This window comes from Streptomyces sp. NPDC058052 (assembly GCF_042885515.1).
In the GTDB taxonomy this organism is placed as follows: Bacteria; Actinomycetota; Actinomycetes; order Streptomycetales; family Streptomycetaceae; genus Streptomyces.
Genome location: NZ_JBHVRX010000017.1, coordinates 26,423 through 40,811, shown reverse-complemented (window position 1 = coordinate 40,811; position 14,389 = coordinate 26,423). Strand labels below are relative to the sequence as shown.

12 protein-coding genes are annotated in these 14,389 nt (G+C 73.3%); 7 read left to right on the top strand and 5 right to left on the bottom strand.

The genetic code is table 11. The annotated features are described in order from the left end of the window. Window positions 1-60: 60 nt before the first annotated feature. Window positions 61-834, bottom strand: a complete 774-nt coding sequence (locus tag ACFVU3_RS22970) for an SDR family NAD(P)-dependent oxidoreductase (RefSeq protein ID WP_390068846.1) — start codon at window positions 832-834, stop codon at window positions 61-63. 52 nt (window positions 835-886) lie between these two features. Then, window positions 887-1,573, bottom strand: a complete 687-nt coding sequence (locus tag ACFVU3_RS22965) for an MOSC domain-containing protein (RefSeq protein WP_390068844.1) — start codon at window positions 1,571-1,573, stop codon at window positions 887-889. 91 nt (window positions 1,574-1,664) lie between these two features. On the opposite strand from ACFVU3_RS22965, the gene ACFVU3_RS22960 reads away from it, so the two are divergent. Beyond that, complete coding sequence (locus ACFVU3_RS22960; RefSeq protein ID WP_390068843.1) at window positions 1,665-2,564, top strand: LysR family transcriptional regulator; 900 nt, start codon at window positions 1,665-1,667, stop codon at window positions 2,562-2,564. Between the two features lie 82 nt (window positions 2,565-2,646). On the opposite strand, the gene ACFVU3_RS22955 is transcribed toward ACFVU3_RS22960, so the two are convergent. Beyond that, window positions 2,647-3,030 carry a WhiB family transcriptional regulator gene (locus ACFVU3_RS22955; protein WP_390068842.1) on the bottom strand — a complete coding sequence of 128 codons (384 nt, stop codon included), beginning with the start codon at window positions 3,028-3,030 and terminating at the stop codon, window positions 2,647-2,649. A 447-nt stretch (window positions 3,031-3,477) separates the two neighbouring features. On the opposite strand from ACFVU3_RS22955, the gene ACFVU3_RS22950 reads away from it, so the two are divergent. From ACFVU3_RS22950 to ACFVU3_RS22935, 4 genes are all read left to right on the top strand, one after another. Continuing rightward, entirely contained in the window at window positions 3,478-4,089 is a 612-nt protein-coding gene (locus tag ACFVU3_RS22950) for a response regulator transcription factor (RefSeq protein WP_003948568.1), read from the top strand. Between the two features lie 243 nt (window positions 4,090-4,332). Further along, window positions 4,333-4,935, top strand: a complete 603-nt coding sequence (locus ACFVU3_RS22945; protein WP_030750140.1) for a sigma-70 family RNA polymerase sigma factor — start codon at window positions 4,333-4,335, stop codon at window positions 4,933-4,935. Between the two features lie 140 nt (window positions 4,936-5,075). Then, window positions 5,076-6,578 carry an IMP dehydrogenase gene (gene guaB / locus ACFVU3_RS22940; RefSeq protein WP_390068840.1) on the top strand — a complete coding sequence of 501 codons (1,503 nt, stop codon included), beginning with the start codon at window positions 5,076-5,078 and terminating at the stop codon, window positions 6,576-6,578. Window positions 6,579-6,684: 106 nt separating this feature from the next. Next, window positions 6,685-7,809: a GuaB3 family IMP dehydrogenase-related protein gene (locus ACFVU3_RS22935; RefSeq protein ID WP_376599565.1), complete on the top strand. Its 1,125-nt coding sequence runs from the start codon at window positions 6,685-6,687 to the stop codon at window positions 7,807-7,809. Window positions 7,810-7,883: 74 nt separating this feature from the next. Here the strand turns inward: ACFVU3_RS22935 and ACFVU3_RS22930 are convergent, their stop codons facing one another. Next, on the bottom strand, window positions 7,884-8,462 hold the full coding sequence (locus ACFVU3_RS22930) for a hypothetical protein (protein ID WP_390068838.1): 579 nt from the start codon (window positions 8,460-8,462) through the stop codon (window positions 7,884-7,886). 150 nt (window positions 8,463-8,612) lie between these two features. Further along, the gene (locus tag ACFVU3_RS22925) at window positions 8,613-9,854 is read right to left on the bottom strand and encodes a nucleotide sugar dehydrogenase (protein WP_390068837.1); all 1,242 of its coding nucleotides are present in this window, start codon (window positions 9,852-9,854) and stop codon (window positions 8,613-8,615) included. 293 nt (window positions 9,855-10,147) lie between these two features. Here ACFVU3_RS22925 and ACFVU3_RS22920 point away from each other — a divergent pair, with 293 nt between their 5' ends. Both ACFVU3_RS22920 and ACFVU3_RS22915 read left to right on the top strand, forming a co-directional pair. Further along, on the top strand, window positions 10,148-11,854 hold the full coding sequence (locus ACFVU3_RS22920) for a glycerol-3-phosphate dehydrogenase/oxidase (protein WP_390068835.1): 1,707 nt from the start codon (window positions 10,148-10,150) through the stop codon (window positions 11,852-11,854). A gap of 197 nt (window positions 11,855-12,051) precedes the next feature. Further along, complete coding sequence (locus ACFVU3_RS22915; protein ID WP_390068833.1) at window positions 12,052-14,370, top strand: serine/threonine-protein kinase; 2,319 nt, start codon at window positions 12,052-12,054, stop codon at window positions 14,368-14,370. Window positions 14,371-14,389: the final 19 nt, after the last annotated feature.

Sequence of the window (14,389 nt, the reverse complement as noted above, 5' to 3'; positions counted from 1 at the left end):
GCACGGTCCCGCCGGGCCCCGCGCCCCGTTCCCGGCCCTGTGCCCGTGCCCGGCCCCGTTCTACTGCGGGCCGTACTTGCGGCCCGCCTTCGACGACACCCCGCCGAGCAGCGCGCGCGGCGCCAGCTTCACCACGCCCATCAGGGCCTTGTAGCGCGGGTCCGGGATCGACAGGGTCTTCCCCCGCGCCAGGTCCGACAGGGCCGCCGCCACCAGCTTGTCCGCGTCCAGCCACATCCAGCCGGGGATGTTGTCCGTCCCCATCCCGGCCCGCTCGTGGAACTCGGTGCGCACGAAGCCGGGGCAGAGCGCCATCAGCCGCACCCCGCTGCCCGCGAGGTCGCGGGCAGCGCCCTGGGTGAACTGCACGACCCACGCCTTCGAGGCCCCGTAGGTGCCGCGCGGCACGAAGGCCGCCACCGAGGCCACGTTCACCACCCCGCCGCGCCCGCGCCCCTTCATCGCGGCGGCCGCGGCCGAGGTGAGCCGGAGCACCGCCTCGCAGTGCACGGTCAGCATCTTCAGCTCGTCGGCCATCGACACGTCGAGGAAGCGGCCCTTGTTGCCGAAGCCCGCGTTGTTCACCAGCAGGTCGACCGGGCGGCGCGGGTCGGAGAGGCGGGCCTCGACCGAGGCGATCCCCTCCTCCCCGGAGAGGTCCGCGGCGAGCACCTCGGCCTCCACCCCGTGCCGGTCGTGCAGCTCGGTGGCCTGCTCCCGCAGGCGCTTCAGGTCCCGCGCCACCAGGACGACATCGTGGCCGTCGGCCGCCAGCCGGCGTGCGAAGGCGGCCCCGATGCCGGCGGTGGCTCCCGTGATCAGTGCAGTCGTCATACCGGAACCGTAGTGCCCGGAACCGGACCCCCGGCCACCGCGCGGGCCGGCCTCAGCCGTCGTGCTTCTCCGCGTGCCGGCGGGCGAGCGCGAGGAGTCCGGACTCCATCCACTCGGCGGCCACCAGCGTCTCCCGCAGCAGCTCCCGCTCGGTGGTCGCCGCCCGGTGCAGGAAGGCGACCGTGACCGTGTGGTCCGGCCGGTGCACCACCGTGACCGGGTCGCCGGCCCGCACCTCGCCCGGCTCGATCACCCGCAGCAGCGCGCCCGGACCGGCCTCCGCCCGGGTGAACCTGCGCACCCAGCCCCTGGCGTCGACGCCCTGCTCCTCCAGATGGCCCTGGAAGGTGCGGCAGGGGATCCGGCCGCCGGTGACCTCGACGACCACGTCCTCGCCGATCCGCCAGCGCTCGCCGATCAGCGCCCCGTTCACGTCCAGGCCGCTCGTCGTCAGGTTCTCGCCGAAGGAGCCGTTGGCCAGCTCCCGGCCCAGTTCCCGCTCCCACCGGTCCAGGTCCTCGCGCGCGAAGGCGTACACCGCGCGGTCGGCGCCCCCGTGGAAGCGCAGGTCGCACACGTCGTCCCCGGCGACTCCGCTCGCCCCGGTCCCGGCGGGACCCGGCGCCTCGATCCGTACGGGCCCGTCGACCGGGTGCTTGTCGATGCCCGTCATCCCGGAGGCGGAGTCGGTGTAGCCGACGCGCTTCGCCCGGCCCGCGTTCACACTCAGCAAGGTCATGAGGGCAGCGTAGGCGGGTCCTTTCGCCCACGACCTCAAAGATTTGATCGAACATTCACATCCGGACCCAAGCGTCGCTTATGCTCGACTCATGATCGAGGCACGCCATCTCCGCGTCCTGCGGGCCGTCGCCGCCACCGGCTCCTTCTCCGCCGCCGCGCGCGAACTCGGCTGCACCCAGCCCGCCGTCAGCCAGCAGATGAAGGCCCTGGAGACCTCGGCCGGCACTCCGCTGCTGATCAGGACCGGCCGCGAGATGCGCCTCACCCAGGCCGGCGAGGTCCTCGTCCGGCACGCCGCCGGGATCCTCGCCGGACTCACCGCCGCCGAGGAGGAGGTCGCCGCCATCGCGGGCCTGCGGGCCGGCCGCGTCCGCCTGGTCTCCTTCCCCAGCGGCAGCTCCACCCTCGTCCCCACCGCGCTCGCCGCCCTGCGCGCCGCCCACCCCGGCACCCGGGTCTCCCTCGTCGAGGCCGAACCGCCGCGCTCCGTCGAGATGCTCCGCGAGGGCGACTGCGACATCGCCCTCGCCTTCCGGTACGGATCGGGCCAGACGCCGGGCGAGTGGGACGACCTGGTGGTGCGCCCGCTGCTCACCGACCGGCTCGTCGGCCTGGTCCCCGAGGGGCACCCGCTCGCCGGGGCCGGCTCCGTCGGCATCGCCGAACTCGCCGGGGACTCCTGGATCGCCGGCTGCCCCCGCTGCCGCCGCCAGCTCGTGGACGTCTGCGAGGAGGCCGGCTTCGCCCCGCGCATCGACTTCGCCACCGACGACTATCCGGCGGTGGTGGGCCTGGTCGGCGCGGGGCTCGGCGTGGCCGTCCTGCCGGAGCTGGCCATCGAGTCCGTGCGGCCCAAGGGCGCGCGGACCGTCGCGGTCGAGCCCGCAGTGGAGCGGGAGATCGTGGCGCTGACCCTGCCGGACCTGGCCCAGGTCCCGGCGGTCGCGGCCACCCTCGACGAGCTGACCCGGGCCGCCGCGCGCGCGTAGCCCGCGCCCGGGGGCCACGCGCGTGGCGGCCCGGGCCCTCCAGGGCCTGGCTCAGGGGCTCATCTCATGAGGAAACGTTCCTTCAGGCGTGTCCCAGGATCGGTCGTACGGCCGACGACGCCGTGGCCGCCGCCGCGGGCGTCGTCCGTCCGGCGACCGACGTCGCCGGCGCCGCCGCGATCAGGCGGTTGCGCGCGCGTCCCATGAGTTCCTCGCGTTCGTCCTCGGTGAGGCCGCCCCATACGCCGTAGGGCTCCCGCACGGCGAGTGCGTGTGCCGCGCACTCCGCGCGGACCGGGCACCGCATGCAGACCTCTTTCGCCGAGTTCTCACGCGCACTCCGTGCCGCGCCGCGCTCTCCCTCGGGGTGGAAGAACAGGGAGCTGTCGACCCCGCGGCAGGCCGCGAGCAGTTGCCAGTCCCACAGATCGGCGTTGGGTCCGGGAAGCCGGGAGAAATCTGCCATTGCGCTAGTCCCCTTGAAACCGTGTCGAAACGGGTTGGTGGGTGGGCGGGAGTTGGCTGCCCTTCGGGGTTCCTCGGGCCCCGGTGGGTCCGGATGTGTCCGACTGCTGTCGAAGTAGATGTAAATATGACTCATTGCGAATCTAGCCACAGACACCGCGAAAAGGGAAGAAAACCCGCTAAATGGGGCATAGCTTCTGGTGATGGCATCTGGCGACGGACGTATGGCCGGCGACGCTCTTCTCCGTGCACGGCCCCTCACGAGGAGTGCCGAAGGTCTCGTCCGACCCGTAACTCTTTCGAGTGACCATCGTTGAGAGTGCGAGGCGGTTGAATGAACAAGCGATCGGGCAGGTGTCCGGGAGCGTCAACCGCACAGGTGACGATACGTACAGCCCTGGAGGCTCAAGGTGACGCGCTACAGCTGCGAGAGCCGCGGAGGTCAGTCATGACGTCCGTCCTCGTCTGCGACGACTCCCCGCTTGCCCGAGAGGCGCTGCGCCGCGCGGTGGCGACCGTGCCCGGCGTCGAGCGCGTGACCACCGCGGCCAACGGCGAGGAAGTCCTCCGCCGCTGGGGCGCGGACCGCTCGGACCTCATCCTGATGGATGTGCGCATGCCCGGCCTCGGCGGTGTGGAAACCGTCCGCCGGCTGCTCTCCGCCGACCCCGGCGCCCGGATCATCATGCTCACCGTCGCCGAGGACCTCGACGGCGTCGCCCTCGCGGTCGCCGCCGGTGCCCGTGGCTATCTGCACAAGGACGCCTCGCGCGCCGAGCTGCGGGCCACCGTCACCCAGGCGCTCGCCGACCCGACCTGGCGGCTCGCCCCGCGCCGGCTCCGTTCGGCCGAGATGGGCGCCGCGCCCACCCTCACCGCGCGCGAGATCCAGGTCCTCGAAGGCATGAGCCACGGCCGGTCCAACGCGGAGATCGGGCGCGAGCTCTTCCTCTCCGAGGACACCGTCAAGACCCACGCCCGACGCCTCTTCAAGAAGCTCGGAGCCTCCGACCGGGCGCACGCCGTCGCGCTCGGATTCCGCTGGGGCCTGGTCCGCTGAATCGGCGGACACCGCCCGCCCTCCCGTCCGTTCCCCCGTCCGCCGAGGGGCGGACGGGGCGGGCCTGTGTCACTTCCCCGCCCGATGCCGCATCCTTGAGGTGTGGAGTTCCTCGGGGACGAGTCGATCGAGCGGAAGGGGAGGGCGCCAGAGATGAATACCGGCGCACCTGCTCATAACGCTTCGGTGCACAACTACGGACAGGGTGCCACGGACGGACAGGCGTCAAGGCACCATGGAGCGATGCGCGACGACGAGACCATGGGTTCCCCCATGCCTGCCGGGCAGGGGGAGATCGGTGCGCTCGTCCACCGTGCCGTCGAAGGGGACGCGCAGGCCACGCACGACCTGCTCGCGCGCGTCCACCCCCTCGCGCTGCGCTACTGCCGCACCCGGCTCAACCGGCTGCCCGGCGACGCCCGCCACTTCGTCGAGGACCTCGCGCAGGAGGTCTGCGTCGCCGTCCTGATGGCCCTGCCGCGCTACAAGGACACCGGCCGCCCCTTCGAGGCGTTCGTCTTCGCCATCGCCGGGCACAAGGTCGCCGACCTCCAGCGGGCCGCCATGCGCCACCCCGGCTCCACCGCCGTGCCGTCCGACGAGATGCCCGAGCGGCCCGACGACTCCCTCGGTCCCGAGGAGCGCGCCCTCCTCAGCGACGACGCCGAATGGGCCAAGAAGCTCCTCGCCAACCTCCCGGAGAACCAGCGCGAGCTCCTCGTCCTCCGGGTGGCCGTCGGGCTGACCGCCGAGGAGACCGGCCAGATGCTCGGCATGTCCCCGGGCGCCGTCCGGGTCGCCCAGCACCGCGCCCTCAGCCGGCTGCGGGCCCTGGCCGAGCAGTAAGCCTCGCCGGGCCCCGTCGTCCCTTTCGTCCACGTGCGAACGTCCAAAGCTTGCCGCTGATCTTGATCGTGGAATGAGACACCGCTCCAGCCCGTTAGCATGGACATCCCGCACCGATCAAGGCCATTTGGGAAGGTGTCATGACTGCCAACGTCGACGGAGTGCCCGAAAAATTCGCGACACTCGGGCTGACCTACGACGACGTGCTGCTGCTGCCGGGAGCCTCCGAGGTACTCCCCAACGCGGTCGACACCTCGTCCCGCATCTCTCGTAACGTCCGGGTCAACATCCCGCTGCTCTCCGCGGCGATGGACAAGGTGACCGAGTCCCGCATGGCGATCGCCATGGCCCGCCTGGGCGGCGTCGGCGTGCTCCACCGGAACCTGTCCGTCGAGGACCAGGTCAACCAGGTGGACCTCGTCAAGCGCTCCGAGTCCGGCATGGTGACCGACCCGATCACGGTCCACCCGGAGGCGACCCTCGCCGAGGCGGACGCGCTCTGCGCCAAGTTCCGCATCAGCGGCGTCCCGGTCACCGCGCCCGACGGCAAGCTCCTCGGCATCGTGACCAACCGCGACATGGCCTTCGAGACCGACCGCAGCCGTCAGGTCCGCGAGGTCATGACGCCGATGCCGCTGGTCACCGGCAAGGTCGGCATCTCCGGCGTCGACGCCATGGAGCTGCTGCGCCGCCACAAGATCGAGAAGCTTCCGCTCGTCGACGGCGAGGGCGTGCTCAAGGGCCTCATCACCGTCAAGGACTTCGTCAAGGCGGAGAAGTACCCGAACGCCGCCAAGGACGCCGAGGGCCGCCTGCTCGTCGGCGCCGCCGTCGGCGCCAGCCCCGAGGCGCTGGAGCGCGCGCAGGCGCTCGCCGCCGTCGGTGTCGACTTCCTCATCGTCGACACCTCGCACGGCCACAACAGCAACGCCCTCAGCTGGATGGCGAAGATCAAGTCGAGCGTGAACGTCGACGTGATCGGCGGCAACGTCGCCACCCGCGACGGCGCGCAGGCGATGATCGACGCCGGTGTCGACGGCATCAAGGTCGGCGTCGGCCCCGGCTCCATCTGCACCACCCGCGTGGTCGCCGGCATCGGCGTCCCGCAGGTCACCGCGATCTACGAGGCGGGCCTCGCGGCCCGCGCCGCGGGCGTCCCGCTGATCGGCGACGGCGGCCTCCAGTACTCCGGCGACATCGGCAAGGCGCTCGCCGCCGGCGCCGACACCGTGATGCTCGGCAGCCTCCTCGCGGGCTGCGAGGAGTCGCCCGGCGAGCTGCTCTTCATCAACGGCAAGCAGTTCAAGTCGTACCGCGGCATGGGCTCGCTCGGCGCCATGCAGTCCCGCGGCCAGGGCCGGTCCTACTCCAAGGACCGCTACTTCCAGGCCGACATCACCTCCGACGACAAGCTCGTGCCCGAGGGCATCGAGGGCCAGGTGCCGTACCGCGGTCCGCTCTCCTCCGTCGTCCACCAGCTCGTCGGCGGCCTGCGCCAGACGATGGGCTACGTGGGCGCCGCCACCATCGAGGAGATGGAGTCCAAGGGCCGCTTCGTCCGGATCACCTCGGCGGGCCTCAAGGAGAGCCACCCGCACGACATCCAGATGACGGTCGAGGCGCCGAACTACAGCAGGAAGTAGTCCGCGCGCACGGGAGGGGGCGGTTCCGGCATGTGGCCGGAGCCGCCCCCCGCGCGTGTGTCGGGGATACTGGTAGGCGCAGACATAGAGGGAAAGGCCACACATCGTGACTGAGATCGAGATCGGGCGCGGCAAGCGCGGCCGCAGGGCGTACGCGTTCGACGACATCGCCGTCGTACCGAGCCGGCGCACCCGGGACCCGAAGGAGGTCTCGATCGCCTGGCAGATCGACGCCTACCGCTTCGAGCTGCCCTTCCTGGCCGCCCCGATGGACTCGGTCGTCTCCCCGCAGACCGCCATCCGGATCGGCGAGCTCGGTGGCCTGGGCGTGCTGAACCTCGAGGGCCTGTGGACCCGGTACGAGGACCCGCAGCCCCTGCTCGACGAGATCGCGGAGCTCGACGAGGCCACCGCCACCCGCCGTCTGCAGGAGATCTACGCCGCTCCGATCAAGGAGGAGCTGATCGGGCAGCGCATCAAGGAGGTGCGCGACTCCGGCGTCGTCACCGCCGCCGCGCTCTCCCCGCAGCGCACCGCCCAGTTCTCCAAGGCCGTCGTCGACGCGGGCGTGGACATCTTCGTCATCCGCGGCACCACGGTCTCCGCCGAGCACGTCTCCGGCGCGGCCGAGCCGCTCAACCTGAAGCAGTTCATCTACGAGCTGGACGTCCCGGTCATCGTCGGCGGCTGCGCCACGTACACCGCCGCCCTGCACCTGATGCGGACCGGCGCCGCGGGCGTCCTGGTCGGCTTCGGCGGCGGCGCCGCGCACACCACCCGCAACGTCCTGGGCATCCAGGTCCCGATGGCGACCGCCGTCGCCGACGTGGCCGCGGCCCGCCGCGACTACATGGACGAGTCCGGCGGCCGGTACGTGCACGTCATCGCCGACGGCGGCGTGGGCTGGTCCGGCGACCTGCCCAAGGCCATCGCCTGCGGCGCGGACGCCGTGATGATCGGCTCCCCGCTGGCGCGCGGCACGGACGCGCCCGGCAAGGGCCACCACTGGGGCATGGAGGCCGTCCACGAGGACGTGCCGCGCGGCAAGCTGGTCGACCTGGGCATCGTCGGCACCACCGAGGAGATCCTCGCCGGTCCGTCGCACACCCCGGACGGCTCGATGAACTTCTTCGGCGCCCTGCGCCGCGCGATGGCCACCACGGGCTACAGCGAGCTCAAGGAGTTCCAGCGCGTCGAGGTCACCGTCGCGGACGCGCAGCACAAGCGCTGACGCCCCGGCACGCAGACGAGAGGGCCCCGCACCGACCGGTGCGGGGCCCTCTCGCGTACACGCGTGCTCCGGGGTCAGTCGGAGGCGCCGGCCTTCTTGGCGCCGGAGAAGGCGGCGACGGCGCCGAGCGCGAGGAAGAGGAAGGTCAGCGGGTCCTTGGCCTCGCTCCACGCCTCGGTCAGCATCCCGAACTCCTCGAAGAAGAGCTGGGTGAAGGAGGCGCCGAACTCCTTGGAGGCGAAGACGGCGATGCCGACGAGCTGGCCGAGGTAGACGGCGCCGAGCGAGAGGATCGCGCTGACGACCGGCAGCACCGGGTTGTTGCCGCCGACCTTGCCGGCGGCGAAGCCGACCGCGAAGCCGACGCCGACGGCGGCCCAGCCGATCTCGGCCTCGATGCCGCCGAGGATGGCGCCGTAGATGCCGGCGGTGACCAGCGCGGCGACGACGGCGGTGAGGATGCCGAGGCCCACGTTGTTCCGGCGGGGGGCGGGCGCCGGCGGGTAGGCGCCGAAGGGGTTCTGGCCCGCGGGAGCCTGGCCGTAGGGGTTCTGGCCGACGGGGGGCTGGCCGTACGGGTTCTGGCCGGCCGGCTGCTGGCCGGGCGTGCCGTCGGAGTACGGGTTGCCGGGCGGCGGAACGGGCTGGCTCATGACGGGGTCCCCCTACGGTGGATGACGCACGGGTGTGCGATCGAGAGGGCCGGAGACTAGCAGTCCGTTCGGACAGTGGCCCACCCGTTACCCGGGGTGCCGCCCGGGGGCGGGCCGTGGCCGGTTCCTTTCGTTTCTTTCCGGCGCTGGTCAGAGGCGGTGCGCCGTGCCGGCGGGGGTGGCGCCGCGGGTGTCGAGGAGGAGCTGGGCCTTCACCGCGAGGCCCTGGAGGTCGTAGACGCGGTGGTGCTGGAGCAGGATCGTCAGATCGGCGTGGGCGGCGGCCTCGTAGAGCGCGTCGGCGCGGGGGACGGGCAGGTCCCGGACCCGCCAGTCGGGGACGTGCGGGTCGTGGAAGCCGACCGTCGCGCCGAGGTCCATGAGGCGGCCCGCGATCTCGTCGGCGGGAGAGCCCTCGCGGTCGGCGAGGTCGGGCTTGTACGTGACGCCGAGCAGCAGGATCCGGGCGCCGCGGGCGGACTTGCCGTGCTCGTTGAGGAGCGTGGCGGCGCGCTGGACGACGTACTGCGGCATCCGCTGGTTGACCTGGCCCGCGAGCTCGACGAGGCGGAGCGGGCGGTGGGTCCCCAGCCGCTCGACGGGGACGCCGTGGCCGCCGACGCCGGGGCCGGGGCGGAAGGCGTGGAAGCCGAAGGGCTTGGTCTCGGCGCAGCGGATGACGTCCCAGAGGTCCACGCCGAGTTCGTGGCAGAGCACCGCCATCTCGTTGACGAGGGCGATGTTGACGTGCCGGAAGTTGGTCTCCAGGAGCTTGACCGTCTCGGCCTCGCGGGGGCCGCGCGCGCGCACCACCTTGTCGGTGAAGCGGCCGTAGAACGCGGCGGCGGACTCGGTGCACGCGGGCGTGAGGCCGCCGATGACCTTCGGGGTGCCGGCGAGGCCGGGCAGACGGTTGCCGGGGTCGATGCGGCCGGGGGAGTGGGCGAGGTGGAAGTCGCGGCCGGCCCGCAGGCCCGAGCCCTCCTCCAGGAGGTCGCGGAGGAGGCCCTCGGTGGTGCCCGGCGGGACGGGGGACTCCAGGACCACGGTGGTGTGCGGGCGCAGCCGGGCGGCCAGCGCGCGGGCGGCGTCGGTGACGGCGGTGAGGTCGAGGGCGCCGTCGGGGCCCAGGGGGGTCGGGGCGCAGAGGACGGCGGTGCGGACCCGGCCGAGCTCGGCGGGGCTGGTGGTGGCCCGGAAGCCGCGGGAGAGCATGCGGCGGATCTCGGAGGCGGTGAGGGAGCCGTCCACCGGGGGGCGGCCCGCGGCGAGTTCGGCGACCGGGCGGGGGTCGGTGTCGAAGCCGACGGTGGCGATGCCCGCGGCGGTCGCGGCCTGGGCGAGGGGGAGTCCGTGGTGGCCGAGGCCGATGACGGCGAGGTCTGCGGGCATGGGGGGTGGGCCGTCCTTCCCGATAGCCGTTGCCTGGTGCGTAAGCAATGTCAGACTAGGAGTAAATATGACCGATATGCGGCATTGCATGATCGAAGGTCGCCGAGTGTTATCCACAGGTCTGCGCGGGGGCGGTGGCCGAAGCGGGCGGACCGGTCCAGAATCGGGACTGTGAGCCGGGCCACATCGCGGTCCGGTTCGCCGCTGCGCGGACGCGGACCGGACCGGACCGGAGGCCGTGACCGCCGCGGCGAGGCACGGACGGACGCACGGGACGACGGGAGGCGGCAGCCGTGAGGACAGCGACACTGGGACCCGCCGAGCGCGCCGCGGCGCTGGCGGCCATGGCCGAGCGCGAGCTGGACGTGCTCGTCGTCGGCGGCGGCGTGGTCGGCGCCGGCACGGCCCTCGACGCGGTCACGCGCGGGCTCTCCACCGGCATCGTCGAGGCCCGCGACTGGGCCTCCGGCACCTCCAGCCGCTCCAGCAAGCTCATCCACGGCGGGCTGCGCTACCTGGAGATGCTCGACTTCGCCCTGGTCCGCGAGGCCCTCAAGGAGCGCGGACTCCTCCTGGAGCGGCTCGCCCCCCACCTGGTGAAGCCCGTGCCGTTCCTCTACCCGCTCCAGCACCAGGGCTGGGAGCGGTTCTACGCCGGCTCCGGCGTCGCCCTGTACGACGCCATGTCCGTCTCCTCCGGGCACGGCCGTGGCCTCCCCGTCCACCGCCACCTCAGCCGCAAGGGCGCCCTCCGCGTCGCCCCCTGCCTGCGCAAGGACGCCCTCACCGGCGCCCTCCAGTACTACGACGCGCAGATGGACGACGCCCGCTTCGTCCTCACCCTCGTCCGCACCGCCGCCTCCTACGGCGCCCTCGCCGCCGGCCGCGCGCGGGTCGTCGGCTTCCTCCGGGAGGGCGAGCGGGTCGTCGGCGCCCGCGTCCAGGACGTCGAGACCGGCGGCGAGTACGTCGTCCGCGCCAAGCAGATCGTCAACGCCACCGGGGTGTGGACCGACGACACCCAGGCCCTCATCGGCGAGCGCGGCCAGTTCCACGTCCGCGCCTCCAAGGGCATCCACCTCGTCGTCCCCAAGGACCGGATCCACTCCACCACCGGCCTGATCCTGCGCACCGAGAAGTCCGTCCTCTTCGTCATCCCCTGGGGACGGCACTGGATCATCGGCACCACCGACACCGACTGGGACCTCGACAAGGCCCACCCCGCCGCCTCCAGCGCCGACATCGACTACCTCCTCGAACACGTCAACACGGTGCTCGCCACCCCGCTCTCCCGCGACGACGTCCAGGGGGTCTACGCGGGCCTGCGCCCGCTGCTCGCCGGCGAGTCCGACGCCACCAGCAAGCTCTCCCGCGAGCACACCGTCGCCCACCCCGTGCCCGGCCTGGTCGTCGTCGCCGGCGGCAAGTACACGACCTACCGGGTGATGGCGAAGGACGCCGTCGACGAGGCCGTGCACGGGCTCGACCAGCGGGTCGCCCCCTGCGTCACCGAGGACACCCCGCTGATCGGCGCCGAGGGCTACCGGGCGCTGTGGAACGCGCGGGCGAGGATCGCCGCCCGCACCGGCCTCCACGTCGTCCGCGTGGAGCATCTGCTCAACCGGTACGGCTCCCTGACGGAGGAACTGCTCGCCCTCGTCGCCGAGGACCCCTCGCTCGGCGAGCCGCTCGCCGCGGCCGACGACTACCTGCGCGCCGAGGTCGTCTACGCCGCCTCCCACGAGGGCGCCCGCCACCTCGACGACGTCCTCACCCGCCGCACCCGCGTCTCCATCGAGACCTTCGACCGGGGCACCCGCAGCGCGCGCGAGGCGGCGGAGCTGATGGCGCCGGTCCTCGGCTGGGACGAGAGCCGGATCGACAAGGAGGTCGAGCACTACGAGAAGCGGGTGGAGGCGGAGCGCGAGTCCCAGCGGCAGCCCGACGACCTCACGGCGGACGCCGCGCGGCTCGGTGCGCCCGACATCGTCCCGATCTGACGGGGGTTCCGTCTGACGGTACGTCCGGGGCGGCGGGGAACCCGGGGGCGCCGGTGGCGCGTCGTCATACCGGAGTCTGGACCCGGGGGCGCCCCCCGCCGCGAGGTGAGGGACAATGGGCTCTCTTCCAGGGCGGGTTGCCGCAGCGTGCGGAGTGCGGCGGGCGCGGCGGAGATCAGGGATCGCAGAGGGGACGCATGTCGGAGTCGGAGCAGTCGCGGGACACGGCGAAGGACCCCCGGCGGGACGCCGCCGCGGGGGCCGCGACCGACGGCGGTCGGGGGACGGTTCCGGCCGCGCGCGAGGCGGAACGGGACACCGGGTCCGCCGGGGCCGGGAAGCCCCAGGACGCCGCGCCGGAGGGCACGCAGCCCCAGGACGCCACGGCGCGGGACGCGGTACCCCAGGACGCCGCGCCTCGGGACGCCGCGCCTCGGGACGCGAAGCCGCAGGGCGGCGCGGGCGCGCCGCGGGACCGGGTGCCGGGGACCGAGCCGTCCACCGGCCGGGCCGGCTTCGGCGCCGGGGACGGCGACGGGCAGCGGCCCGCGGCCGACCGGCTCCGCAAGGGCGCCTCGTCCACCACCGCCGAGACCGAGGGCCGGCTGCTCGCCGGCCGCTACCGGCTCGGCGCCCTCCTCGGCCGCGGCGGCATGGGCACCGTCTGGCGCGCCGTCGACGAGACCCTCGGCCGCACCGTCGCCGTCAAGGAACTCCGCTTCCCCACCAGCATCGACGACGACGAGAAGCGCCGCCTCATCACCCGGACCCTGCGCGAGGCCAAGGCCATCGCCAAGATCCGCAACAACGGCGCCGTGACCGTCTACGACGTCGTCGACGAGGACGACCGCCCCTGGATCGTCATGGAGCTCATCGAGGGCAAGTCGCTCGCCGACGCCGTGCGCGAGGACGGCGTCCTCACCCCGCGCCGCGCCGCCGAGGTCGGCCTCGCCATCCTCGACGTGCTGCGCTCCGCGCACCGCGAGGGCATCCTGCACCGCGACGTGAAGCCGTCCAACGTCCTCATCTCCGACGACGGCCGCGTCGTCCTCACCGACTTCGGCATCGCCCAGGTGGAGGGCGACCCCTCCATCACCTCCACCGGCATGCTCGTCGGCGCCCCCTCGTACATCTCGCCGGAGCGCGCCCGCGGCCACAAGCCCGGCCCGGCCGCCGACATGTGGTCGCTGGGCGGTCTGCTGTACGCGGCGGTCGAGGGCTGCCCGCCGTACGACAAGGGCTCCGCGATCGCGACCCTCACCGCCGTCATGACCGAGCCCGTCGACCCGCCGAAGAACGCGGGCCCCGAGCTGGAGCAGGTCATCTACGGGCTGCTCGCCAAGGACCCGGCGCAGCGGCTCGACGACGCCCGCGCCCGGGTGCTGCTGCGTGCCGTGCTCGACGCCCCCGAGGCGGCGCCGGAGCCGTCGCCCGAGGTGACCAGGGTCGTTCCGCTGCCGGCCCGCCCCGAGCGGGACCCGGCCGTCCCGGCCGCCGCCCGGGAGAAGGCCGCCGAGCCCGCCGCCGACCGGATGCGGGGCGCCCTCGCCTCCGTACGGAACGCGGCCGCGACGGCCAAGGCCGAGGCGAAGGACCGGGCCAAGGGCAAGGACGCGGCGAAGGCCGCCGGTGCGGCCGGGGCCGCGGCCCCGCGGGGCGGCTCCCGCCCCGCGCCGTCCCGGGCCTCGCTCACCGACGTCGTCCCCCGGCGCACCCTGGTGATCATCGCCGCGATCGCCGTCCTCGCCGTGCTCGGCACCATCCTCGCGGTCTCCCTGAACGGCGACGACGAGAAGGGCGACCAGGGCAAGGGCGGCGACACCACCGCCTCCGCCGGGACCACCGCCGGCGGCGACGGCGGCTCCGGCACCGACGGCGGCACGAGCGGCTCGCCCAGCGACCCGGGCCAGCAGGGCAGCGCCCAGCCCGGCGGCGAGGGCGCGGCGGCCGACGGCGGCGCGGCGGCCACGGGCGGCTCGACGGGCTCCCCGGGCACGTCCACCGGCCAGACCGGCGCCACGCCCAGCGCCAAGCCGAGCGGCGGCGCGGGCGCCGCCCTCCCGGCCGGCTACGCGATGGTCACCAACGACCGCTTCCACTTCTCCATGGCCATGCCCTCGTCCTTCGTCATGCGGCCCATAGACGGGTACAGCGGGGGCGCCATATGGAGCGAGAGCGGCGGCTTCCCGCGCGTCCAGGTCGACTTCAACGGCAGCCCCAAGGACGACGCGAAGGCCGCCTGGCTCGCCGCCGTCGGCGGGGTACGGCTCACCAGCAGCGGCTACCGGCACCTCGGCATCGACACGGTGTCGTGGAAGGGCTACCCGACCGTCGCGGACTGGAAGTTCGAGCGGAACCAGAAGGGCGAGCGGGTCCGCGTCCTCAACCGCGGCTTCAAGGCGGACGCGAAGCACGGCTACTCGATCATGATCACCTGCAAGGCCGCCGAGTGGGACGGCGCGGAGTGCCGGACGCTGCGTGACACGGCGTTCGCCACGTTCAGCCCCAAGGACTGACCGGGGCCCCGTATCGTGA